Annotated in this window: 28 protein-coding genes; 25 read left to right on the plus strand and 3 right to left on the minus strand. The window is 65.2% G+C overall.

Translation table 11 applies throughout. The features are described from left to right. Positions 1-3: 3 nt before the first annotated feature. Positions 4-666 carry a hypothetical protein gene (locus ACQZ5H_RS01655; protein ID WP_449096551.1) on the minus strand — a complete coding sequence of 221 codons (663 nt, stop codon included), beginning with the start codon at positions 664-666 and terminating at the stop codon, positions 4-6. A 582-nt stretch (positions 667-1,248) separates the two neighbouring features. Here ACQZ5H_RS01655 and ACQZ5H_RS01660 point away from each other — a divergent pair. Both ACQZ5H_RS01660 and ACQZ5H_RS01665 read left to right on the plus strand, forming a co-directional pair. Further along, entirely contained in the window at positions 1,249-1,656 is a 408-nt protein-coding gene (locus ACQZ5H_RS01660; protein WP_449096552.1) for a hypothetical protein, read from the plus strand. 337 nt (positions 1,657-1,993) lie between these two features. Beyond that, positions 1,994-3,283 carry a DNA-packaging protein gene (locus ACQZ5H_RS01665; protein WP_449096553.1) on the plus strand — a complete coding sequence of 430 codons (1,290 nt, stop codon included), beginning with the start codon at positions 1,994-1,996 and terminating at the stop codon, positions 3,281-3,283. A gap of 33 nt (positions 3,284-3,316) precedes the next feature. Here ACQZ5H_RS01665 and ACQZ5H_RS01670 read toward each other — a convergent pair whose 3' ends face one another. After that, a complete protein-coding gene (locus ACQZ5H_RS01670; protein WP_281438210.1) occupies positions 3,317-3,448 on the minus strand; it encodes a hypothetical protein in 132 nt (43 codons plus the stop codon). A 170-nt stretch (positions 3,449-3,618) separates the two neighbouring features. Between ACQZ5H_RS01670 and ACQZ5H_RS01675 the strand changes: the two genes are divergently transcribed. The 14 genes from ACQZ5H_RS01675 (at position 3,619) to ACQZ5H_RS01740 (ending at position 12,084) form a co-directional block, all read left to right on the plus strand. After that, positions 3,619-4,302, plus strand: coding sequence for a hypothetical protein (locus ACQZ5H_RS01675; RefSeq protein ID WP_449096554.1), 684 nt, complete (start codon positions 3,619-3,621; stop codon positions 4,300-4,302). Positions 4,303-4,321: 19 nt separating this feature from the next. After that, positions 4,322-4,633, plus strand: a complete 312-nt coding sequence (locus tag ACQZ5H_RS01680; protein WP_449096555.1) for a Dabb family protein — start codon at positions 4,322-4,324, stop codon at positions 4,631-4,633. A 54-nt stretch (positions 4,634-4,687) separates the two neighbouring features. After that, on the plus strand, positions 4,688-4,978 hold the full coding sequence (locus ACQZ5H_RS01685; RefSeq protein ID WP_112719672.1) for a toxin-antitoxin system TumE family protein: 291 nt from the start codon (positions 4,688-4,690) through the stop codon (positions 4,976-4,978). Further along, a complete protein-coding gene (locus ACQZ5H_RS01690) occupies positions 4,971-5,333 on the plus strand; it encodes an HVO_A0114 family putative DNA-binding protein (protein WP_449096556.1) in 363 nt (120 codons plus the stop codon). Before ACQZ5H_RS01685 ends, ACQZ5H_RS01690 begins: the two co-directional genes overlap by 8 nt. Before the next feature lie 202 nt (positions 5,334-5,535). After that, entirely contained in the window at positions 5,536-6,684 is a 1,149-nt protein-coding gene (locus ACQZ5H_RS01695) for a phage portal protein (RefSeq protein WP_449096557.1), read from the plus strand. Positions 6,685-6,840: 156 nt separating this feature from the next. Beyond that, entirely contained in the window at positions 6,841-7,305 is a 465-nt protein-coding gene (locus tag ACQZ5H_RS01700; RefSeq protein WP_449096558.1) for an alpha-ketoglutarate-dependent dioxygenase AlkB, read from the plus strand. 59 nt (positions 7,306-7,364) lie between these two features. Then, positions 7,365-7,625, plus strand: coding sequence for a CopG family ribbon-helix-helix protein (locus ACQZ5H_RS01705; RefSeq protein WP_449096559.1), 261 nt, complete (start codon positions 7,365-7,367; stop codon positions 7,623-7,625). Then, positions 7,622-7,945 carry a type II toxin-antitoxin system RelE/ParE family toxin gene (locus ACQZ5H_RS01710; RefSeq protein ID WP_449096560.1) on the plus strand — a complete coding sequence of 108 codons (324 nt, stop codon included), beginning with the start codon at positions 7,622-7,624 and terminating at the stop codon, positions 7,943-7,945. The genes ACQZ5H_RS01705 and ACQZ5H_RS01710 overlap by 4 nt, the downstream gene beginning before the upstream one ends. Before the next feature lie 189 nt (positions 7,946-8,134). Next, positions 8,135-8,440: a DUF6107 family protein gene (locus ACQZ5H_RS01715; protein ID WP_112719667.1), complete on the plus strand. Its 306-nt coding sequence runs from the start codon at positions 8,135-8,137 to the stop codon at positions 8,438-8,440. 151 nt (positions 8,441-8,591) lie between these two features. Continuing rightward, positions 8,592-9,158, plus strand: coding sequence for an HK97 family phage prohead protease (locus ACQZ5H_RS01720; RefSeq protein WP_130278653.1), 567 nt, complete (start codon positions 8,592-8,594; stop codon positions 9,156-9,158). 9 nt (positions 9,159-9,167) lie between these two features. Beyond that, positions 9,168-10,421, plus strand: a complete 1,254-nt coding sequence (locus tag ACQZ5H_RS01725) for a phage major capsid protein (protein WP_449096561.1) — start codon at positions 9,168-9,170, stop codon at positions 10,419-10,421. Positions 10,422-10,687: 266 nt separating this feature from the next. Beyond that, positions 10,688-11,257, plus strand: coding sequence for a head-tail connector protein (locus ACQZ5H_RS01730; protein ID WP_449096562.1), 570 nt, complete (start codon positions 10,688-10,690; stop codon positions 11,255-11,257). Next, positions 11,257-11,592 (plus strand): phage head closure protein, encoded by a 336-nt coding sequence (locus tag ACQZ5H_RS01735; protein ID WP_449096563.1) that lies wholly within the window; start codon positions 11,257-11,259, stop codon positions 11,590-11,592. The genes ACQZ5H_RS01730 and ACQZ5H_RS01735 overlap by 1 nt, the downstream gene beginning before the upstream one ends. An 81-nt stretch (positions 11,593-11,673) precedes the next feature. Continuing rightward, positions 11,674-12,084 (plus strand): DUF3168 domain-containing protein, encoded by a 411-nt coding sequence (locus ACQZ5H_RS01740; protein WP_449096564.1) that lies wholly within the window; start codon positions 11,674-11,676, stop codon positions 12,082-12,084. Here ACQZ5H_RS01740 and ACQZ5H_RS01745 read toward each other — a convergent pair. After that, on the minus strand, positions 12,050-13,261 hold the full coding sequence (locus tag ACQZ5H_RS01745; protein WP_449096565.1) for an MFS transporter: 1,212 nt from the start codon (positions 13,259-13,261) through the stop codon (positions 12,050-12,052). The genes ACQZ5H_RS01740 and ACQZ5H_RS01745 overlap by 35 nt on opposite strands. 414 nt (positions 13,262-13,675) lie before the next feature. Here ACQZ5H_RS01745 and ACQZ5H_RS01750 point away from each other — a divergent pair, with 414 nt between their 5' ends. From ACQZ5H_RS01750 to ACQZ5H_RS01790, 9 genes are all read left to right on the plus strand, one after another. Continuing rightward, on the plus strand, positions 13,676-14,083 hold the full coding sequence (locus tag ACQZ5H_RS01750) for a phage major tail protein, TP901-1 family (RefSeq protein WP_449096566.1): 408 nt from the start codon (positions 13,676-13,678) through the stop codon (positions 14,081-14,083). After that, entirely contained in the window at positions 14,083-14,460 is a 378-nt protein-coding gene (locus ACQZ5H_RS01755) for a gene transfer agent family protein (protein ID WP_199626616.1), read from the plus strand. Before ACQZ5H_RS01750 ends, ACQZ5H_RS01755 begins: the two co-directional genes overlap by 1 nt. After that, on the plus strand, positions 14,457-14,657 hold the full coding sequence (locus ACQZ5H_RS01760; protein ID WP_449097010.1) for a rcc01693 family protein: 201 nt from the start codon (positions 14,457-14,459) through the stop codon (positions 14,655-14,657). Before ACQZ5H_RS01755 ends, ACQZ5H_RS01760 begins: the two co-directional genes overlap by 4 nt. Positions 14,658-14,704: 47 nt before the next feature. After that, positions 14,705-15,712, plus strand: coding sequence for a serine hydrolase domain-containing protein (locus tag ACQZ5H_RS01765; protein WP_449096567.1), 1,008 nt, complete (start codon positions 14,705-14,707; stop codon positions 15,710-15,712). A 25-nt stretch (positions 15,713-15,737) separates the two neighbouring features. Continuing rightward, complete coding sequence (locus ACQZ5H_RS01770; protein WP_449096568.1) at positions 15,738-16,283, plus strand: phage tail tape measure protein; 546 nt, start codon at positions 15,738-15,740, stop codon at positions 16,281-16,283. Between the two features lie 7 nt (positions 16,284-16,290). After that, positions 16,291-16,929 (plus strand): phage distal tail protein, Rcc01695 family, encoded by a 639-nt coding sequence (locus ACQZ5H_RS01775; protein ID WP_449096569.1) that lies wholly within the window; start codon positions 16,291-16,293, stop codon positions 16,927-16,929. Further along, positions 16,926-17,816 carry a DUF2163 domain-containing protein gene (locus ACQZ5H_RS01780; RefSeq protein ID WP_449096570.1) on the plus strand — a complete coding sequence of 297 codons (891 nt, stop codon included), beginning with the start codon at positions 16,926-16,928 and terminating at the stop codon, positions 17,814-17,816. The genes ACQZ5H_RS01775 and ACQZ5H_RS01780 overlap by 4 nt, the downstream gene beginning before the upstream one ends. Next, complete coding sequence (locus ACQZ5H_RS01785) at positions 17,813-18,265, plus strand: NlpC/P60 family protein (RefSeq protein ID WP_449096571.1); 453 nt, start codon at positions 17,813-17,815, stop codon at positions 18,263-18,265. Before ACQZ5H_RS01780 ends, ACQZ5H_RS01785 begins: the two co-directional genes overlap by 4 nt. Positions 18,266-18,596: 331 nt before the next feature. Beyond that, a complete protein-coding gene (locus ACQZ5H_RS01790) occupies positions 18,597-22,439 on the plus strand; it encodes a baseplate multidomain protein megatron (RefSeq protein ID WP_449096572.1) in 3,843 nt (1,280 codons plus the stop codon). The last annotated feature ends 15 nt before the right edge of the window (positions 22,440-22,454 follow it).

Genomic DNA, 22,454 nt, shown 5'->3' on the forward strand with positions numbered 1-22,454 from the left:
CATCTAGGCGAAACTTAGATTGAACATCGTCACGTCGTGAGGACGGACATCGACCGTTACGATGATGTGTACTTGTCGATTATCTTCGTCTCGATTTCCTTTTGGCGGAATTAAGAATCGGTCACTCTCCACTAAGATCCTTGTTACTAGTTTGTCGTCTTCCAACAGACAAAAGAAGGGGTCCTCGCCATCCGCTGGAAGTTCATTGCCTCTGAGTTCGGCTTTGTTATCTGGTTTCCGTAAAGCGTCGATCAACGTCTTAATTCGATTGTCTAGATCGCCTGCGTGAACGACGCTGCCAGGCGGGTCATGCCTCAAAAACAGTACTTCGAGAGAGCACGTCAAAGACCAGGCACTTCGAACCAGTGGCACAAAACGATAACCGTTCTCGCAATGGCTCTGCGCAACCGCTTCTACAAGCGGAATTTGCTCGTTCGGAGAAGCCCCCCAACGAGGGACCCCATCCGAAATCTGGTTGGCGCCGTAATCGCTTGGAAAAACTCGGCTAGTCGCCAGGAATTTATTGGTTTGCCAGAGGTGGCTCAGCTGCTTGTGAAATACCTTCCTAATCGCTTGCTTATGTTCTGCAAGCCGATCGGGTTGGCCCCCGACAGGGTCACGTTGATTGGAGCGCAACTCGCCCTCGTAGATCAGCCTGAACCGCATTCGAGATCCCCACGCGTCATCGTTCGATGGGCCTAAGAGGACACGTTTACGCGGCACATGTCGAGAGCTCCGTTTTGCATGCGCAGTAGCAATTTATGTAGATAGGAAAATAATCCTTGACGGCGTGACGGCGGTTTGGTAGGGTTATGGCATAGTCGGAAAGTTGCGGCTGGGCGGTTGCCGTTTGGCGGGTAGAGCCACATCACACTCCCTCATTCCTGTGCTTGTCACAGGAATCCAGTGCGCCCAAGTCCTTGGGCGCGGAATACTTCTTCTTCTATATCAGATGAGTCATTCACGACGCGGACGCGCCGTGGCTGGATCCCTGTGACGAGCACAGGGATGAGGGAGAACTGTGGTCTTGGCCCCCTCATCCGCCCTGCGGGCACCTTCTCCCCGCTGGGGAGAAGGGAAAATCGCAGCGGCCCCTAGCGCCAACATACCCTCTCCCCTCGGGGGTCCGAAGGACGGGTCGAGACCGTCGGCTCGACCCCGGTGGGCAGGGTAAGGGGGCTCCGGGCTCGGCGGCCGGCTGACACCCTGACCCCTGCACTTTACGGCACCTCGCCGAAAGGACCTTCCATGAGCACTGGTGAATTCAGACCCGAGCTTTGCGGCTTCTGGCCGGAGCGCCCTGCCTATGGCGGGGGGCTGCTGCTGGAGACCAAGTCGGAGGGGGTGCCGGGGGATGAGCTCCGGGTGTTGCTGAACCAGATGACGGCGGAGATGCGGGAGCAGTTTGCGGCTTTCGTCGAGCTGAGGAAGGGCGCCGGGATTGCGGCGCTGAGCGGTGACGAGGCGGCGGAGAAGCTGGCGCGGGCGGATCTGAAGGCGGCGGCCGATGCCATGGGGCTGATCGTCCGCACGCTCGAGAAGATCGACCAGCTGCAGCGCCAGCTCGCCCGCGACCGCGAAATGGAGATCGAAAGCCGCGAACAGGCCGAAGGCTATGCCGCGGCCAGGGGGCAGCTTTTGGCGATCATCGATTAGCGCGCCGAGGAGAAGGCGGCGCTGATCGTCGAAGCGCGGATCAGGGCTTGGCAGGCGGAGGCGGGCGGACGTGGCGGGATTTCCTTCACCGGGACGAACGATGCGGCCGCGATCGGCGCGCCAGAAGCGGCGGGCCGAGGCGGCGAAGGTGCGCTCGGCGATGGCGCAGGCGCTGTCGGCGGCGGGACTATTGCGGCAGGGGCTGGAGGCGATTGGCGCGGGTCTAGCGGATGAGTTGGAGGCGGCCCGTTGCGGCGTCTCAGGCTCGGAGTCTGCATCGGCTACTGCTCCCTTCCAACCGACTCCAACCGCTCACCCACCAACGGAGATCTGGCCGATGCTGCTTGAGCCGGGGATTTCGGCGCTTGAGAGGCTGGAGCGGATCGGCGGGCCGTTGCTGGAGGGATTTCCCGGGGCGCTCAGGGATTGGGCGCTGGCGGGGCGGCTGGAGCAGATGGCGCCTGATGGAGATTGGCGGACGTGGTTGCTGCTTGGCGGGCGCGGGTCCGGCAAGACGCGGGCGGGTGCCGAATGGGTGCATGGCCTGGCGAGCGCCGGGCAGCGCTCGGATCTGAGGATCGCGCTGGTGGCGGAGACGCTGGGGGATGCGCGTGAGGTGATGATCGACGGTATCTCGGGGATCTGCCGGATCGCGCGGCGCAACCGGCCGGACTTCGAGATTTCGCGGCGCAGGCTCGTCTGGCCGAATGGCGCGGTGGCGCAGGTGTTTTCCTCCGAGGATCCCGAAAGTTTGCGCGGGCCGCAGTTTCATCTGGCCTGGTGCGACGAGCTGGCGAAATGGAAGCATGGGCAGGAGACCTGGGACATGCTGCAATTTTCCCTGCGGCTCGGCACTGCGCCGCGGCAGCTGGTGACGACGACGCCGCGGCCGGTGCCGCTTTTGAAGGCGCTGATTGCCGATGAGGGCACGCGGCTGGCGCGGATCAGCACGCTTGCCAACCGCGCCAATCTGGCGCCGGGTTTCATCGACGCGCTCTCGGCGCGCTATGGCGGCACGCGGCTGGGCCGCCAGGAGCTCGACGGCGAGCTGATCGAGGACCGCGACGACGGGCTGTGGAAGCGCGGCCAGATCGAGGCGCTGGTGACGCGGGCGATAGGCGCCTTGAGGCGCATCGTCGTGGCGGTTGATCCGCCGGCGGCGGCCGGTGCTGCCTCCTGCTGCGGCATCGTCGTCGCCGGTCTCGATGTTTCGGGGCGGGCGGTGGTGCTGGCGGACTGCTCGGTCGAGGGCCTGAGCCCGGCAGGCTGGGCGGGTGCGGTGGTGCGCGCCTATCATCGCTTCGGCGCCGACCGGGTGATCGCCGAAATCAACCAGGGCGGCGACATGGTTTCGGCCATGCTGAAGAGCATCGACGCGACGCTGCCGGTTTCGAACGTGAGGGCGACGCGGGGGAAATTTCTAAGGGCCGAGCCGGCGGCGGCGCTCTACGAGCAGGGAAGGGTGGTTCATGCCGGGCGCTTTACCGCGCTGGAGGACCAGATGTGTGATTTCGGCCCGGACGGGCTTTCGAACGGCCGCTCGCCGGACAGGCTGGATGCCCTGGTCTGGGCGCTGACGGCACTGGTGCTTGATGGCGGCGGCGAGCCGCGGGTGAGAGGTATATGACGGTTCGCCGCTCGCCTTTTGCGCCTTGGCAGTTTATCGCTGCTTCGGCGGTTCTGCAGGGCGCGGTGCTTCGCGAACCGGGCGGACCTGGCGCCACTCGTTTTCCATCTGGTCGACGAGGTGCTGGGGAATGATGGGCTGCTGTTGGGTATCGGTCGTTTGCATCGGTCTCCTCTCCGGCTTGACGGCCAATCGGCTGGGCCAAGGCTTTCGAAAGCCTTTGGCGCTGCGGCGATAGGAAACGCATGACACAGCTTAAATATGCTGTAAATCAGGGGCTTAAACGCTTTAAACGATTGAAATTATTTTAATCGATTAAGGCCGGGACGATTTTCATGGTTATCCACATCGACCGCCGATACTTCTTCGATCAGGTGCGCGGCACGCTCTTCAAGGGCAGCCTGCAGCAACAGCAGGTGGAGGGCATCAATGCCATCCTCGACTATTGGGAGCGGCATCACGACCGCGCCGATCCGCGCTGGCTCGCCTATATCCTGGCAACCGCCTTTCACGAGACCGCCTACACGATGCAGCCGGTGCGCGAGACGCTGGCTGCGAGCGACGAGAAGGCGGTGGAAATCCTCGACCGGGCCTATGCCGCGGGCAAGCTTTCCTGGGTGAAGACGGTCTATTGGCTGCCCGACGAGGACGGCAAGAGCTGGCTGGGGCGCGGGCTGGTGCAGCTGACGCACAAGCGCAATTACGAGGCGATGAGCAAATTGACGGGGATCGACCTGGTGGCCGATCCGGCGCGCGCCATGGAAATGCAGACGGCAGTGACCATTCTCGTCGAGGGGATGATCGCCGGCAGCTTCGCGCCGCACAAGCTTGCCGATCATCTGAATGCCGAAAAGGCGGACTGGGTGAACGCGCGGCGCATCGTCAACGGGACCGACAGGGCGGAGAAGCTCGCGGATTACGGCCGGACCTTCCATGCGGCCTTGCGCCGCGACGGCGTCTGCGGGCTGTGGCAGCGGTTGATGGCCTGGCTTTCGCATGCTATCGCGCGGCGCACTTGAAAAAAGAGGGAGAGCCCGCGTGATCCGCCACATCGTTTTCTTCACCGCACCGGAAGAAAATCGCGAGGCGGTGCGCAACGGCCTGTCGCGGCTGACCGGCATTCCCCACGCGCTGACGCTGGAGATCGGCGAAAACCTGAAATCCGACCAGTGGGGCAATGCTGTCGACTTCATCGTCTACGGCGAGTTCGCCGACGAGGCGGCGCTGGCGGCCTACAAGGCGCATCCGGATTACGAGCTTTCGACCCGGACGGTGAAGCCGCTGCGCGAGACGCGGGTGGCGGCGGATTTCGACAGCGGGCTGGCGGTGAAGGTGCCGGTTGGCGGCTAATAGGTCTCCTGAGGCGACGTTGATGCATTCGATGCCATATGCTATAAAGAGCATATGCCGCCTGCGACATTGATCTACGATCGAAAGCTGCTTCTGCCTGATGGCATGATTTTGCAGATCAGGATCTGGCGATTGCCGCAGGCAAATGCCGAGCGGCCGCATGGGCTGAAATATTCTTTGTTCTACGGACGGCCGGGCGAGCGCGTTATCGGCTACGACAATGAAGCGGGCAAAGGCGACCACCGGCATTATCGCGACCGCGAGGAGCCCTATGTCTTCGAGACGATGGACAAGCTGATCGCGGATTTTCAGGCGGATGTGAGAAGGGAGATCGGGCATGAGTGAAGTGAAGCTGCATATTGCCGGGCTCGACGATTTCTTTTCGCAGGCGCGGGAAGCGGCGCGCGAGATCGATGCGGGGGATCTGCGCGAGCGCCCCGCAGCGATCGGGTTCGAGAGCATGGAACTGCTGCTCAAGGTGCTGACGGCCAATCGCTGGCAGCTGCTGCGCAGGCTGAAGCAGAGCGGCAAAAGCTCGATCCGCCAGCTGGCGGTGGCGCTGGGGCGGGATTACCGCGGCGTTCACGCCGATGTTCATGCGCTGATCGATGCCGGGCTGATTGCCCGTGACGGCAAGGGGCTCGTATCCGTGCCCTGGGAAAAGATCACGGCTGAAATGGCGATCGATATCGCTGCGTAGGGCGCGCTTTCCCTTCTACTCCGGGCGGTGAGGCGTTTCGCTTGCCGCTCAAGGCACGTTTCGCTGCGCTCATCGTCCCCCTCATCTGCCCTGACGGGCATCTGACCGGGGTGGAGACACTTGTCTCGACCCGTCCTTCGGACCCCCGCTGGGGAGAAGGGGGAAACGTCGGCGCGCTGACCTTTCAACAAGGGACATCATCATGAATATCCGGTCTTTCCTGCCGCGGGCGGGGCGTAGTGCCGTGGCCGAGAAGAAGGCGGCGGGGTCTTTGTTGTCGCTGGCGGCGCAGGGGCAGGCGAGCTGGACGGGGCGGTCTTATGCGGCACTGTCGCGCGAAGGGTTCATGAAGAACCCGGTGGCGCATCGCTGTGTCAGGCTGGTGTCGGAGGCGGCTGCGGCCGTGCCGTGGCTGATCTACGAGGGCGAGCGGGAGCGGCCGGAGCATCCGGCCACCGCGCTGCTGCGCCAGCCGAACGGGCGGATGGGCGGGCCGGATTTTTTCGAGGCGCTCTATGGGCATCTGCTGCTGTCGGGCAATGCCTATGTCGAGCCGCTGATGGTCGGCGCGGCGCCGCGCGAGCTGCACCTGCTGCGGCCCGACAGGGTGAGCGTCGTCGAGGGGCGGGACGGGTGGCCGGAGGCTTATGACTATCGCGCCGGTGGCTCGGTGAGGCGCTTTGCGGCCGAGGCCGAGGGGATGGCGCTGCTGCACCTGAAGCTCTTTCATCCGCTCGACGATCATCTCGGCTTTCCGCCGCTGGCGGCAGCGCAGGTGGCGCTCGATCTTTCCAATGCGGCGGCGACCTGGAACAAGGCGCTGCTCGACAATTCCGCGCGTCCCTCCGGCGCGCTGGTCTATCAGCCGAAGGAGGGCGGCAATCTTTCGCCCGATCAATATGAGCGGCTGCGCCAGGAGCTCGACGACGGCTATTCCGGGCCGATGCGCGCCGGGCGGCCGCTGCTGCTCGAGGGCGGGCTCGACTGGAAGGCGATGGGGCTTTCGCCGAAGGATATGGATTTCGTCGAGGCCCGCAATGGCGCGGCCCGCGACATCGCACTCGCCTTCGGCGTGCCGCCGATGCTGCTCGGCATTCCCGGCGACAATACATTTGCCAATTACCAGGAGGCGAACAGGGCTTTCTATCGCCTGACTGTGCTGCCGATGCTGACACGGACGGCGGCCTCGCTCTCGGCCTGGCTCGGCGGAGCTTATGGCGAGGGGCTGCGGCTGGAGCCGGATCTGGACAGGGTGGCCGGGCTTTCGGCGGAACGCGGGGAGCTCTGGGCGCGGGTGGGGGCGGCGGCGTTTCTGACGGATGAGGAGAAGCGGGAGGCTGTGGGGTATTGACCTCTAACGGTCGGCCTGTGAAGCCTATGGCGGTTTTGCAGGCTGGGGGGCGCTGTGGATTTCGAGGGCATCGAGGGGCTGAGCTATGTGCCTGGCTTTCTGGCTGGGCAGCACGCGGACGAGGTTTGCCGTGCGCTCGATGCCGGCGATTAGGACATGACGCTGAAGCGGCGGGTGCAGCATTTCGGGTATCGCTATGATTACCGGGCGCGGACGGTGGCCGATGATGCGCGGCTGGGGCCTTTGCCGGACTGGCTTGATGGTCTGGCGCGGCGGCTCGTCGGGGATGGGCACTTTGGCGCTCTGCCGGATCAGGTGATCGCCAATGAATATCTGCCGGGGCAGGGGATCAGTGCGCATGTCGATTGCGAGCCGTGCTTCGGTGGCGTGATTGCGTCGCTGAGTTTGCTCTCGGCTTGCGAGATGGTGTTTCGTCATCGTGGCAGTGGTGAACGTCGCAGCGTGATGCTGGAGCCCGGGTCGCTGCTGGTGATGCAGGGGGCGGCGCGCTACGACTGGACGCATGAGATACCGGCGCGGGCTTCCGACATCGTCGATGGTGTGAAGCGGATGCGCGGGCGGCGGGTTTCGCTGACGTTCAGGACCGTGGTGCTGGGATAGGCGATTGAGGCTGGGCGGCGATTTTGTTATACGTCGTATTACAAAATGGAGATGACGCCATGTCCAAGCCTGTTCTTTCCGATCCGATCGCGCTGCGCCTTCCTGAAGATATGCTCAGGGATATCGAGACGATCGCCAAGGCGACCGAGCGGACGCGCAGCTGGGTGATCGTTCGGGCGTTGAAATATTACCTGCAGCAGGAGGGCAACGACATCCTTCAGGTCCTGCAGGGTGAAAAGCAGATCGAGAACGGCGAGGCCGTCGATGCCGACGATCTGTTTGCTCGCCTGCTTGCCGATGCCAAGGATAACGCTGCTTGAAGCGGATCGTCCTTTCGGCCGATGCGGCGGGATATCTTGAGCGCGAGAAGGCTTACCTTATGAAGGCCAATCCTCGCGCGGCGGCGACGACCTTGCGGCGTTTGCAGGCGGCCTTTCGAATGCTGGCGGCGCATCCGAATGCCGGTAGCCCGGTGTTGCCGCTCGCCGGGCGGCGGCGTTTCGTCGAGGCGCCCTATGTCATCGATTATCGTGTCGAGGCTGACGCGATCCTGATTTCGGCGATCCGCCACGGGCGCCAGCAGGGCACGGTTCTGGACTTCGACGAAGACGACGATTTCGAGGTTCCTGGCGACAGTTGATGCGCCGTTGAATCAACCTCTCAAGCGCCTGACTCGATCTGAGAAGTCTCAGGCGTAAGCGATTCAAACAATTCGGAGAAATTGGGCCTGCCGGGGCGCGCGCGACGCGCCGGGCGGGTTTGCCGCGTCTGTTTTGGCGCGTTGCTGCCTGCCTGGGATGGCGGGCGTTTTACCCGGGAGGCCTTAACGATGGCTGACTTTTCCAATGATGGCGGGCTGTGGGCCAGCCGGGCGCTCGGGGCTTCGGCGGGGGCGGCGGTGTCGCTGATCTATCTCTTGCCGAAGAGCAGGCGGGAGGCGGCGAGCCGGTTCTTTTCGGGGCTGTCCTGCGGGCTGATCTTCGGTGGTCCCACCGGGATCTGGCTGGCGGAGCGGCTGGGGATTGCGGACCGGCTCTCGGCCTCCGAAGTCATGCTGTCGGGTTCGGCTGCGGCGAGCCTCTGTGCCTGGTGGGGGCTCGGGGTTTTGGCGCGGGTGGCGAAGAGGTGGAAGTAGCGAATAGTTTGTAGGGAATAGCGAATAGTTTTTGGCGCTTGCCGATGAAGCTCGGTCGAGCGCAGTCGACGCTATTCGCTATTCGCTATTCGCTATTCGCGACCGCAATCCCCCGCCAGCCTTTCTCATTTCACAATCAGGAGCACCAACCATGGCCGCATCGCTCATGGGCGCCGAAACGCGCAAATTTGCCAATCTGGAGCTGCGCGGGGTCAGGCGCGACGGGACGTTTTCGGGTTATGCGAGCGTCTTCGGCGAGGTCGATCTCGGCAAGGATCAGGTGGAGCGCGGGGCGTTTCGCAAGTCCTTGTCGGAGCGCGGCGCGGAGGGTGTCAGGATGCTGTTTCAGCACGATCCGTCCGAGCCGATCGGCGCGTGGAAGACCATCCGGGAGGATGGGAGGGGGCTTTATGTCGAGGGCGTGCTGGCCGATGGCGTGGCGCGGGCGCGCGAGGTGCACCAGCTGATCAAGAGCGGGGCGCTCGACGGGTTGTCGATCGGCTTCCGGACCGTCAGGGCGCGGACCGACGCCAAGAGCGGCGTCAGGCGGATCATCGAGGCGGATCTCTGGGAGATCTCCGTCGTGACCTTCCCGATGCTGCCTTCGGCGCGCGTGCAGAACATCAAGAATGCGCGGTGGTTCCGCGACAAGGAGACCGAGCTCGTCCGCGCCATGCGCCGGGCGGCGCGGCAGATGCTGACCGAAACCTTCAGATAGGACCTGAACATGAGCGATATGACTGCGAGGACGGCACCCGAGATCAAGGCGGTGCCGGAGACGATGACGGCTGCCTTCGACGATTTCATGGAAGCCTTCGAGGCCTTCAAGGAAACCAACGACCGGCGTCTCGGCGAGATCGAGGCGAAGTTCACCGACGATGTCGTGACCCGCGACAAGATGGACCGCATCAACCGCGCCATGGACGAGCAGAAGAAGCTGCTCGACCAGCTGGTGCTGAAGAAGGCGCGCCCGCCGCTCGGTCGCTCCGGTGCTGGCGCGTCGGACAATGGCGAGCACAAGGCGGCCTTCGAAAACTATATCCGCCGCGGCGACGAGGCGGGGCTGCGCGAGATCGAGGCGAAGGCGATGTCATCGGGGACAGGGGCCGATGGCGGCTACCTGGTGCCGCCGGAGACCGATACCGAGATCGGGCGGCGTCTTTCGGTCGTCTCGCCGATCCGGTCGCTGGCGACGGTGCGGCAGGTGTCCGGCTCGGTGCTGAAGAAGCCGTTCTCGACCTCGGGAATGGCGTCCGGCTGGGTGGCGGAGACGGCGGCGCGGCCGCAGACGGGCAATGCCCAGCTTGCCGAACTGAGCTTTCCGACGATGGAGCTCTATGCGATGCCGGCGGCGACGCAGGCGCTGCTCGACGATGCGGCCGTCGATATCGAGGCCTGGATTTCGGGCGAGGTCGATACCGTCTTTGCCGAGCAGGAGGGCACGGCCTTCGTCTCCGGCGACGGCACCAACAAGCCGAAGGGGTTTCTCGCCTATACCGCGGTGGCCGAAAGCAGCTGGAGCTGGGGCAATCTCGGCTATATCCCGACCGGGGCTGCGGGCGCCTTTGCCGCGAGCGGCGCGTCCGACGTGCTGGTCGACGCCATCTACGCGCTGAAGGCTGGGTACCGCCGCAACGCCAATTTCGTCATGAACCGCAAGACGCAAGCCGCGGTGCGCAAACTGAAGGATGCCGACGGCCGCTACATCTGGCAGCCGCCGGCAGCGGCAGGCCAGGCGGCAACGCTGATGGGCTTTCCGGTCGCGGAAGCCGAGGACATGCCGGACATTGCGGCGGGTTCGCTGTCGATCGCCTTCGGGGATTTCCGGGCAGGGTATCTGGTGGTGGATCGCACCGGGGTGCGGGTGCTGCGGGATCCGTATTCGGCCAAGCCCTATGTGCTGTTTTACACGACCAAGAGGGTCGGCGGCGGGGTGCAGAATTTCGAGGCGATCAAGGTGGTGAAGTTTGGGGTGAGTTGAGGTGGGGTGAGTAGGGGGTAGTGAGTAGCGAATAGCGAATAGCGAATAGTTGGTTCGGGCGCGGTGGGTGTGGCCCCCTCATCCGCCCTGCCGGGCACCTTCTCCCCCAGGGGAGAAGGGACTTTGCCGCACCCTCCGACTTCCCTTCTCCCCAGCGGGGAGAAGGTGGCCCGAAGGGTCGGATGAGGGGGCTCCGGGTGAGGATGCTGATTTGTCTTGGCCAAGCCTCCGCCCACTCTCCACCGTCTTTCAAAAAGGAATTTCCGATGACCTATGCATTGATCACTCCGCCGTCGGCGGAGGCGCTGACGCTTGGGGAGGTGAAGGCGCATTTGCGGTTGGATGGAGGCGAGGAGGATGCGTTGCTCGTCTCGCTGATCTCCGTCGCCCGCGAGCATCTGGAGCGGGTGAGCGGGCTTTGCCTGATGACGCAGGGATGGCGGCTCTATCTTGATTCAGTTCCTGAAGACGGGGTGATTCAGATTGCCAGGGGGCCGGTGCAAGCGATTGAAAGCGTGACGCTTTACGATGCCGGTGGCGAGGAGGTTTCCTGGCCGGTGGAGAGGCATGTGCTCGATCGTCAGGCCCGGCCGGCGCGGTTGCTGTTGAAGCGGGGCGAGGGTGTGGCGCGCGCCATCAACGGGGTCGAGATCGATTTTTCGGCGGGGTTCGGCGGGAGCGGGGCCGAGGTGCCGGATGTGCTGAAGCGGGCGATGCTGATGCATGTGGCGCAGATGTTTGCGTTTCGCGGCGCTGTCGCGACGGCCGATCAGCCGGCGGGTATTCCTGACGGTTATGACCGGCTGATTGCGCCTTTCCTTATGAGGCGGCTCTGATGCGGGCGGCGGTTCTCGATCCCGGCGCGATGAGCGCGCGGCTGGTGCTGGAGCGGCCGGTCGAGGTGGCGGACGGGCAGGGTGGGGCGAATGTCTCCTTCGAGGCGGTGGCTTCGCTCTGGGCGCGGATCGAGCCACTCGGCGAGACCGGCGAGGAGCGGGCGGGGTCCGATCTGGTGACGCTGACGCACCGGGTATGGGTGCGGTTTCGCATTGACATCAGGAGCGGCATGCGGCTGCGCAAGGGGGAGCGGGTTTTCGTGATCCGCAGCCTGCGTGATCCCGATGAAGGCGGGCGCTATCTCGCCTGCCTCTGCGAGGAGGAGGGGCGATGACGGCGGTTCTGGCGGTGACGCTTGGCGATCTCGCGGCCTTTCTTTCCCGGGTTTTGGAGGAGCGGCGGAAGGAGGCTGCGGATGAGCGCGGCAAATGAGCTTTTGACGGCTGTTCATGCGCGGCTTTCCGGCGATGGCGGGCTTTCGGCACTGATCGGCGCCGATGGGGTGCGCGACCGGTTGATCGCCGGCAGGAAGATGCCGTGCATCGTCATCGGCGAGATGACGAGCGGGGCGGTGATCCTTGGCGAGGCCGGAGAAGAGCACCTGTTTTCGCTGGAGATCTATGTCGAGGATGGCGGACGCAGGGTGGCGGCCGAGATCGCGGGGATCGTTGCGGGCTTGCTCGATGGGGTCGCGCTGGCACTTTCCGGGCATCATCTCGTGACGCTGCAGCATCGGCTGACGCGCTCGCGGCGCGAGGCGAAGACGAAGATGCATGTGGCCGAGATGCGCTTCAGGGCAGTGACGGAACCGGCTCAGCCTGCCTGACCATGGCGGCGAGGCGGAAGATCAGGATGAGGGCGACGGCGGCGAGCACGAGGCAGATGCCGATCGTCAGCCCCGTGCCGCCGCGATCGAGCGTGGCGGTGAAGACCACGGGTGCGACGGCGTTCGCAAGGTTCTGCGGGGTCGAGAGGCGGGCCGACTGCAGGCCGTATTCCTTCGCCGAGAAGAAGGTGAGCGGCAATAGCGCCCGGGCGACCGTCAGCACGCCGGTGCCGAAGCCGTACATCAGGATGAACGCGACGAGGACGGGTGTGGAGCCCGGCGCCAGTAGCATCAGCAGGAAGCTTGCGGCCATCAGGGCGATGCCGGTGATCGAGGTCAGGATCGGGTTGCCGCGCTTGCCGAGCAGCATGTCCAGCCCACGGGCGGAGATGGCGATGATGCCGCGCGCCGAGCCGAGCTGCAGGGCGAGCGCCGGAGAGGCGCCGGCCTGATGGAACACTTCGATCAGCGACGGCGACAGGCCGAAGCTGATGAAGGTGCAGAGCGTCGTGGAGATGGCGAGCAGCAGGAAGGCCTTGCGGCGTTGCTCTTCGGTGAGATGGATCGGTGGGGTCTCGGCGGCAGCGCCCTGGGTGTGTTCGGCGGCGGGTTTCGGCAGTGCGAAGAGATGCAGCGGCAGGCAGATGAGAATGTGGAGCGCGGCCGAAATGACGAAGGTGATGCGCCAGCCATAGGCATGCGTCAGCTCCGTCAGGATCGGCCAGAAGATCGTCGCCGACAGGCCGGTAAACAGCATGAGGATGGCGATGATGCGCTTGCCGTTCAGCCCCTCACGCTCGATGACGGCGGTATAGGCGGGCGCCGAAAGCCCGAGCGCGCCGGCAAGACCGATGACGGTCCAGGCGGCGGCATAGAGAACGATGCCGTTTGCTGCAGCGAGCAGCAGGAGGCCGATGGCAAAGCAGATCGACGAGGCGGCGAGCACGCGGGCGGCGCCATAGCGCGCCAGCCAGCGGCCGGTGGCGGGACCGGCAAGGGCGCTGACGACCATCATCAGGGTGAGCCCGGCGAAGGCGATCTCGTTGGCGATATCAAGATCGGGCGCGATGACGCGGCCCATGACGCCGAGCATGTCGAAGGTCGTGCCCCAGCCGATCAGCTGGGTGACGGCGAGGACGGCGATCGTCTGCGCCGAGCGGAGCGGGAGTTTTGGCATTGGTGCTGGAAGTGTTTTGGGTGCTGGAAATGCGGTTGGCTTAGCAGGTTTGGCGGGGTGGGGGAAGGTGGGGTGCCTGGGGCGTGAGTTTAGGAGCGGAATGTCTTTTCGCTGCCTATCGAGAAGGTGTCGCCCGTGGCCCCCTCATCCGGCTGCCGCCACCTTCTCCCCGAGGGGAGAAGGGGATTCGCGGTGGGCTCCGGTCTTCCCTTCTCCCCTCGGGGAGAAGGTGCCCGAAGGGCGGATGAGGGGGCTCCGGGTGGGGTGCCCCGCGATGACTTAAGGACAAGGAGTCCTCTCGCCGCGCCGACGCGCGGCGGCTGGATTCCTGTGACGAGCACAGGAATGAGGGAAAAGCGGGCACAGGAATGAGGGTGGATTGAGTGGCGGTCGGGGTTTCAGGAGGGCGAAAACATGGTGGCGCAGAAGGGTAAGGATCTGCTGTTGAAGGTCCATAACGGGGCGGCGTTCGAGACGGTGGCGGGGCTCAGGTCGAAGCGGTTGGCCTTCAATGCCGAGACGGTGGATATCACCGATGCGGAGAGCGCCGGGCGCTGGCGGGAGTTGCTGGGCGGCGCAGGCGTGCAGCGGGCTTCGGTTTCGGGGGCGGGCATCTTCAAGGATGCTGCTTCGGACGGGCTGGTGCGGGCGGCGTTCTTCAATGGGGCGATCCTCAGCTGGCAGATCGCGGTGCCGGATTTCGGCACGGTGAGCGGTCCCTTCCAGGTGACGGCGCTGGAATATTCCGGCGCCCATGATGGCGAGGTGACGTTCGAGCTGGCGCTGGAATCGGCCGGTGCACTTCTCTTCGGGGCGCTCTGATGGGCGGCGCGGGAGCAAGGGCGAACCGCAGGCGCGGCGAGATCGAGGCCGTCGTCGATGGTGAAAGGCGCATTCTCTGCCTGACGCTCGGGGCGCTGGCCGAGCTCGAGACCGCATTTGCCGCCGATGACCTGACCGATCTTGCCGGGCGCTTTTCGGCCGGGCGGCTGAAGGCGGGCGACATGATCCGCATCATCGGCGCCGGCCTGCGCGGCGGCGGCAATCTCTATTCGGACCAGGACGTCGCCGAGGCGAGCGTCGAGGGCGGCATTGCCGGTTTCGCGGGTATCGTCGGCGACCTGCTGGTGGCGACATTCGCGGACCCTTCAGGGGCGGAAAAGACCTCCCTCCGCCCCCTGGAGCCGCAGCAGGCATAGGGGCCGGGCGCCCCGGCCCATTCCCATGGACCGGAGCGCTGCATACCGGCCTCTGCCTGCTGCGGCTTCCTCCCGAGACCTTCTGGGCGATGACGCCGGTGGAGTTTCATGCCGCCGCCGGCGGGCTGGCGCCGCGCGCGCCGGTTCTGTCGCGGGCGGGACTGAGCGAGATGATGGCGCGGTTTCCGGATGGGTGAGGGTAGCTGTGGCCGTGCTATGCTAGGCACCGGGATTCGGAGCGGCGATGGCGCAGTCGGACAACATGTTTGCGAAGGGAATGGTCGTCTTCCCCTTTGGTGACTGGGATGAGCGGCCGGCTTCGCTGTTCGGCTGGTCCGAGGAGCGGCTGGCGACGCTTTCCGCCGAATTGGCGAAGGGCGAAAGCAGTGCCTTCATGATCGTCCAGGGCGGGCGTATGATCTACCGCTGGGGCGATATTGCCTTGAAGTCGAGCATCGCTTCCGTGCGCAAGAGCCTGGTCAACGTGCTCTACGGCATGCTGATCGCCGAGGGGCGGATCGATCCGCTGCAGACGCTGGCCGATTTCAACATCGACGACATGACGCCGCTGACGGCAGGCGAGCGCAAGGCGACGGTGATGGATCTGCTGCGGGCGCGCTCCGGCGTCTATCTGCCGTCGGTCTACGATACGGCGAACGGCAGGCCTGACAGAGGCAGTCATCCGCCGGGGGAACACTGGTTCTACAACAACTGGGATTTCAACGTTCTCGGCACGATCGTCGAGCGGGCGACCGGCGAGAGCGTGCTGGATGCGCTGGCATCGCGTGTGGCGCGACCGCTCAGGATGCAGGACTGCGTTGCCGGCGACGGCTGGTTTCAGCATGGGCCGGAATCCATGCATCCGGTCTACAAGATCCAGCTGTCGGCGCGCGATCTGGCGCGGGTCGGGCTTCTCTATCTCCGGCATGGACGCTGGGGCGCGACGCAGCTGGTGCCGCAGAGCTGGGTGCGCGACAGCGTGCGCCCGCATTCGGCGGTTGGTGAAGGATGGGCCTATGGGCTGCTGTGGTGGATCACGCAGGCGAATGCGCCTGGCGATGCCATGGCCGTGCATGTGCCGATGTTCTACGCCAGCGGCTGGGGCGGCCAGTATCTGATCGTGCTGCCGGATCTCGATCTCGTCGTCGTCCACCGGTCGGCGACCGCACTTCGGGTTGGCCCGGGCGTCAGCCATGTCAGGATGGGAGAGATCCTGCGGCTGGCGCTTTCGGCGATGCCGGACAAGGGCTGACGGCCCACACATTCAGGAGACATCGATGGAAGACGATGACACCGGGCTCGCCGAGATGGCGGGGCAGGCCGATGAATTGCGCCGGGCGCTGGAGGATCTGGAGGGGCGGTCTCGCTCCTTCGGGTCGGCGCTGAGCGGCGCTTTGAGGAGCGCCGTCAGCGGCGGCAAGGGGCTTGATGACGTGTTGCGCTCGCTTGGCAACCGGCTCGCCGATATCGCGCTTTCGGCGGCCATGAAGCCGCTCGAGGGGCTGATCGGCGGGGCGGTTTCGGGGCTTGCGGGCGGGATCGGCAAGGTTCTGCCTTTTGCCGATGGCGGCGTGGTTTCGGCGCCGAGCTATTTTCCGATGGGCGGCGATATCGGGCTGATGGGCGAGGCGGGCAGCGAGGCGATCCTGCCGCTGAAGCGCGGGCCGGATGGGGCGCTTGGGGTTGCTGCCGCCGGTAACGGTGGCGGGCCGCAGATCGTTTTCAATGTGACGGCCACGGATGCGCAGAGCTTTCAGAAGAGCGAGGCGCAGATTTCGGCGATGCTGGCGCGCACGGCGATGCGCGGCCAGCGCAACCTGTGAGGCTGAGATGGCCGGTTTCCATGAGGTGCGGTTTCCGCTGCGGCTGTCGCTGTCGACGAGCGGCGGGCCGGTGCGGCGGACCGATATCGTCAATCTTTCCAACGGGCGCGAAAGCCGCAACAGCCGCTGGCGCAATGCCAGGCGCGCTTACGATGCGGGCTCCGGCATCCGCTCGATCGGCGATCTCTACGAGGTGCTGGAATTCTTCGAGGCGCGCGGTGGCGAGCTCTACGGCTTCCGCTTTCGCGATCCGCTCGACTGCCGCTCCGGGCGGCCGGACCAGCCGGTGACGGCGCTGGATCAGGCGCTGGGGATTGGTGACGGGGCGAAGGCGGATTTCCAGCTGGCGAAGACCTATGGCGATGCGGGCGGCAGCAGTACGCGCGTCATCGCCAAGCCGGTGGCCGGGACGGTGGTGGTTGCGGTCGATGGTGTGGTTAAAGCAGCTGGGACTTTCTCCTGCGATCCGGCAACTGGTGTCGTCAGTTTTGCGTCCGGGCATGTGCCGCCTGCGGGGGCGAGCGTGACGGCGGGTTTTGAGTTCGATGTGCCCGTGCGCTTCGCGACCGGGCGGATCGACGTCAACCTGACGGCCTTCAATGCCGGGCGCATCCCGGCCATTCCATTGATGGAGGTCCTGCCATGAGAGAGATCGAGGCCGGGCTTGCTGCGCATCTGAAAGGCGATGCGACGACGACGTGCCATGCCTGGCGGGTGACCCGCCGCGACGGAGTGGTGCTGGGTTTCACCGAGCATGATGGCGATCTTGTCTTCGCCGGGACGGATTTTCTGGCGGCGAGCGGTTTTTCCGCGAGCGGCACGGAGGAGGGCGCTGGTCTGCCGGCGGCGACCAGCGAGGTGATGGGCGGCTTTTCGAGCGAGGCGATCCGCGAGGCCGATCTGCAGCGCGGGCTCTATGACGGGGCACGGGTCGAGGTGTTTCTGGTCAATTGGGCGGCACCGGAACAGCATCTGCTTTTGAAGGTGCAGGAGATCGGCGAGGTGACGCGCAGCGAGGGCGAATTTCGCGCCGAGCTGCGCAGCTTCGCCCACCGGCTGAACCAGCCGCAGGGGCGCCTCTATGGCCGCCGATGCGATGCGGCGCTGGGGGATGCGCGATGCGGCGTCGATCTGGGGCAGGGTGCATTCCGGCGGCAGGGGATCGTGGCCGAGGTGATCGATGCGACGCGGATTGTGGTGTCGGGACTGGCGCCTTTTGCCGACGGGCTGTTTCGCTATGGCAGTCTTGAATTTCTCGGCGGGTCAAGTGCTGGAGATCGGCTGGATATCGAGGCGCATTCTTCAGCCGGTACGGATGTCGAGGTGACGCTGTGGCTGCCTATGGCGCGGGCGCCCGACGTGGGCGATGCCGTGCTGATGACAGCCGGTTGCGACAAGGCCTTTGCCACCTGCCGGACGAAATTCGCCAACCAACGGAATTTCCGCGGCTTCCCGCATATGCCGGGCGCCGACTTTGCCTACACCTATGCGGATGGCGAGAGCATCCATGACGGAGGCGCGCTGTTCAGATGACTGCTATCCACGAAAGGGCGTTCGCCGCGGCCGAAGGCTGGATCGGCACGCCTTACCGGCACCAGGCTTCGGCCAAGGGGATCGGCTGCGATTGCTTGGGGCTGATCCGTGGCATCTGGCGGGAGCTCTACGGCATCGAGCCGGAAATGCCGCCGCCCTATGCGCGGGACTGGGCCGAACGCAGTGGGCAGGATCGCTTGCTCGATGCAGCCCTCAGGCATTTCGGCGCGCCGATGTCCGCCGAGGCGATGCTGCCGGGCGATCTGATGCTGTTTCGCTGGCGGCCGGATGTGGCGGCCAAGCATGCGGGCATCTTTGCCGGAGAGAAGAGTTTCATCCATGCCTATGAGCAGGCGGCGGTGATCCGCTCGGCTTTGGTGCCAAGCTGGCGGCGGCGGGTAACGGCGGTATTCCGGTTCCCTGAGGTTGTGCCGAAACTTGAAAATTGAAGCGCGTGCATGTATGTTTCGGGAGTGGTGAGCGAAGCTGTAACTCCGCCCACCGTTTGCTTATGTTTGGAAGATGACCCGGATGGCTATGGACCAGCCCGTCCGGGTTTTCCGCACACTAAGCGTGATACCAAGTGGCAAGAACCACATTGCATCACCTCCTTGATCGAGAGCAAGGCCCTTGCCGAGGCTGGAGAGGCCCATCCTCTCCAGTGCGCCGGCTGGTCTAGGCGCTTCTGCTTCTGCTCACGACTGCAGCAATCTAACACAATCATTGCGGGGAAAAACAAGTGCCGTGTGAACGGCGCTGGTGGCTCGCTGCGAGGTTTTCATGGCCACTCTCCTTCTGCAGGCGGCGGGTGCTGCGCTGGGCAGCGTTTTCGGGCCTGTGGGCGCAATTATCGGCCGGGCGGCGGGCGCGTTGGCAGGCAATGCGTTCGACCGGGCGCTGATCGGCGGCGGGCAGACGGTGCGCGGATCGCGGCTTTCGACGGCACGCATTCCGGGTGCCGACGAGGGTACGTCGATCAACCGGGTCTATGGCGCGGCGCGGATTGGCGGGACGATGATCTGGGCGACGCGTTTCGAGGAGGAGGTGACGCGCGAGCGCACCGGCGGCAAGTCTTCCTCCGGGCCGACGGTCGAGAGTTTCCGCTATTTCGCGAATTTCGCCGTCGGGCTCTGCGAGGGGCCGATTGCCTGTGTCAGGCGCGTCTGGGCCGATGGCAAGGAGCTCGATCTGACGAAGATCGAGATGCGGGTTTACAGGGGTGACGCCGCGCAGCTGCCCGATCCGCTGATCGAGGCGAAGCAGGGGGTGGGCATGGCGCCGGCCTATCGCGGGCTTGCCTATGCCGTCTTCGAGCGGCTGCCGCTCGACAATTACGGCAATCGCATTCCGCTGCTGCAGTTCGAGGTGGTGCGGGCCGTCGGCGCGCTGGAGGAGCAGGTGCGGGCGGTGTGCATCATTCCCGGTGCAACCGAGCATGGCTACCGGACGGTGGCGGTGTCGGAGAAGACAGGGGCTGGGAGCGCCCGGGTGATTAACCGCAACAGCCTGCAGGGGCTGACGGATTGGGACGTCTCGATCGACGAGCTGATGGCGGTCTGCCCGAAGCTGGAGCGGGTGGCGCTTGTCGTCTCCTGGTTTGGCACCGACCTGAGGGCCGGCAATTGCCGGATTGTTCCGGGCGTCGAGGTTAGCGCGAGGAATGGCGAAAGCAGCCCGTGGTCTGTCTCCGGTGTATCGCGCAACGAGGCGTATCTTGTCAGCCGCCGTGATGGCGGGCCGGCCTATGGCGGCACGCCGGATGATGCGAGCGTCGTTTCGGCGATTGCCGATCTGAAGGCGAGGGGGCTGGAGGTCTATCTTTATCCTTTCGTGATGATGGATATTGCCGGCGGCAATGCGCTGCCCGATCCCTATGGCGGGACGGGGCAGGCGGCCTATCCCTGGCGCGGCCGGGTAACCTGTCATCCGGCGATCGGAGAGCCGGGAACGGTGGACCGCACGGCCGCGGCGCGGGCGCAGATCCAGGCGTTTCGCGGCGCGGCGCAGGCAGGGCATTTCAGCATTTCCGGCCAGCGGGTGAGCTACAACGGCAGCGAGGAGAGCTATCGGCGCTTCATCCTGCATTATGCGCAGCTGGCGAAGGCGGCGGGTGGTGTCTCGGGTTTCATCATCGGCTCCGAGATGAGGGGGCTGACTCAGGTGCGCGATGAGACGGGTGCTTTTCCGTTTGTCGCGGCGCTGACGGCCTTGGCGGCGGATGTGAAAGCGTTGCTGCCGCAGGCGAAGCTGACCTATGCGGCCGATTGGAGCGAGTATTTCGGCTACCGGCCGGACGACGGCAGCGGCGACGTCTATTTCAATCTGGATCCGCTCTGGGCATCGAGCGCCATCGATGCCGTCGGCATCGACAATTACATGCCGCTCTCCGACTGGCGGGATGCGGATCTGGCGGAGGCAAACCCCGAGGGTATGCGGACGGCGGATGATCGCGATGGGCTGATCGCCGGTATCACCGCTGGAGAGGGTTTCGACTGGTACTATGCCGACGATGCGGCGCGGTCGAGCCGGACGCGGACGCCTATCAGCGACGGGCTTGCGGGAAAGCATTGGGTCTATCGCTACAAGGACATCGGGGGCTGGTGGGCGAACCGGCATTACGAGCGGACCGGCGGTGTCGAGAAGGAAAGCCCGACGGCCTGGCAGGCGCGGATGAAGCCGGTGTGGTTTACCGAGCTCGGCTGCGCGGCGATCGACAAGGGCGGCAATCAGCCGAATGTGTTTGCCGATCCGAAATCGGCCGAAAGCGCGGTTCCCTACTTCTCCAACCGCATGCGCTCCGACACGATGCAGCGGCGGTTTCTGGAGGCGCATCATCTCTGGTGGCAGGGTGATGAGGCGCCCGATGCCATGGTCGATCCGGGCCGTATCTTCGTCTGGTCGTGGGATGCGCGGCCCTATCCGGCCTTTCCGCTGGATGGCGGCGTCTGGAGCGATGGCGGGAACTGGCGAACGGGCCACTGGCTGAATGGTAGGCTGGGGGCAGGGACGCTGGAGGATGTGATTGCGGCGGTGTTTCGCGATCACGGCTTCGAGGATTTCGACGTTTCGGAAGTGTCCGGCGACCTGACGGGCTATGTTCAGGGCGACATCACAACGGCGCGCGGGCTGGTCGAGCCGCTGCTGGAGGCATTCCAGATCGATGCGGTGGAGGACGGCGGCGTGCTGCGGTTCCGCTCGCGCGGCCGGGCGAGCTTGCCGGCGACGGAGCTTGCGGTGCTGGCCGATATCGAGGACCGGCCGCTGTGGCAGGAGACGCGTGGGCACGACAGCGACCATGCGGCCGAGGCCGTCATCACCTTCTACAATCCCGATCTCAGTTACGAACAGGCGGGTGTGCGATCGCACCGGGCGCAATCGGCAACGAGCCGGGTGCTGAAGAGCGATCTTTCGGCGGTGCTGGCCGAGGAGACGGCGCTGAATGCAGCCGAAGCGCTGCTGCGCGACAACCGGATCGGCAGGCGCTCGGTGCGTTTCTCGCTGGGGCCGGGCGAGCTTGGTTTCCAGCCGGGTGATGTCGTGACCTTCGCGGATGGGCCAGAGGGGCGCTTCCTGATCGGCTCGATCGAGGACGGTGCGGTGAGGCAAGTCGAGGCGCGCGAGTTCGCGCCATCGGCGGGCGCCGCGCCGCTAGGCGAGACCGGCGGCAAGAACGGCGCCGGCGATCCTTCCAGCCTGTTTGCACCGCTGGTGGAGTTGATGGATCTGCCGCGCTTTGCGGCGGGCGAGGCGGCGAGTTTTGCGCGGGCGGCGGTTTTTGCCAAGCCCTGGCGGACGATCGGGCTTTCGTCCTCGGTGAGCGAGGAGGGGTATCGCGGGCGGGCGCTGGTCGAGCGCCCGGCACGGATCGGGACGCTTGCCGGGCCGCTGACGGCGGGTGTGCGGGGGCGGTTCGACTGGTCGCAGGTGCTGGAGATCGAGCTGCCGTTCGGTGCACTGTCCTCGGCGGCGGCAGTCTCGGTGCTGAATGGTGACAACCTGATCGCGGTGGCTTCGTCCGACGGCGGCTGGGAGGTGATCGGGTTCCGGCAGGCCGAGGAGATCGGCGCCGGGCGCTGGCGGCTTGGCGGATTGCTGCGGGCGCTGGCGGGAACCGACGATGCGATGGCGGCGGGTGCCGTTTCAGAGGCGTCCGTGGTGATGCTCGACGATGCCGTTGTGCCGCTCGGCCTCACGGCCGATGAGACGGGGCTGCGGCTCAATTGGATCGCCGAGGCGGCCGGTGTGAGCGGCAAGGCGGGTCCGTTCGCCTTCGAGGGCGGGGTGCGGGCGGAGACACCGCTTTCGCCGGTTCATCTGAGGGCGGCGCGGGGCGAGGCGGGGGCGGTCGAGTTTTCGTGGATCCGGCGCGGCCGGATCGATGCTGACAACTGGATCGCGGCGGATATTCCGCTCGATGAACCCTTCGAACGCTACCGGATCGAGGTGATGGCTGATGGCGTGGTGCGGCGGCAGGTGGAGGTCGGCGTACCGCGATGGACCTATCCGCTGACAGACGAGCTTGCCGACTTCGGCGGCGTGCAGAGCGCGCTGACGATACGGGTCAGGCAGATGGGGCAGCGGATGCCGCTCGGCATTCCCGCACTCGCAACGATGACGATGTGATTTTCAACGAAAGGA

The organism is Rhizobium sp. 21-4511-3d, from assembly GCF_053522545.1.